Annotated in this window: 1 rRNA gene; it reads right to left on the bottom strand. The window is 53.6% G+C overall.

The window, feature by feature from the left end:
* Positions 1-522 (bottom strand): 23S ribosomal RNA (locus NLX74_RS25550); the annotation flags it as partial.

Here is a 522-nt window from a genome sequence, read left to right as displayed (position 1 = left end):
TGTCGGTTTGCGGTACGGGCACCTTCTCCTGGCTAGAGGCTTTTCTTGGCAGTCTGAGATCATGACCTTCGCTACTACAATTTTCGCTCCCCATCACAGCCCAGCCTTAACGATGTGCGGATTTGCCTACACATCAGCCTCACTGCTTAGACGGACATCCATCCGTCCGCGTCACTACCCTACTGCGTCACCCCATCGCTCATAACGGATTACGGTGGTACAGGAATTTCGACCTGTTGTCCTTCGACTACGCCTATCGGCCTCGCCTTAGGTCCCGACTTACCCTGAGCGGACGAACCTTCCTCAGGAACCCTTAGGCTTTCGGCGGATCTGATTCTCACAGATCTTTTCGTTACTCATACCGGCATTCTCACTTGAATGCAGTCCAGCGCTCCTTACGGTACACCTTCAACCCGCATTCAACGCTCCCCTACCCCTGATGCAAGCATCAAGCCATAGCTTCGGTGGTGTGTTTAGCCCCGTTACATTTTCGGCGCAGAGTCACTCGACCAGTGAGCTATT

This window comes from Paenibacillus sp. MZ03-122A (assembly GCF_024213325.1).
Taxonomy (GTDB): domain Bacteria; phylum Bacillota; class Bacilli; order Paenibacillales; family Paenibacillaceae; genus Paenibacillus; species Paenibacillus polymyxa_B.
The sequence above is the reverse complement of the archived record's forward strand: the minus strand, read 5'-3'. Positions and strand labels throughout refer to the sequence as shown.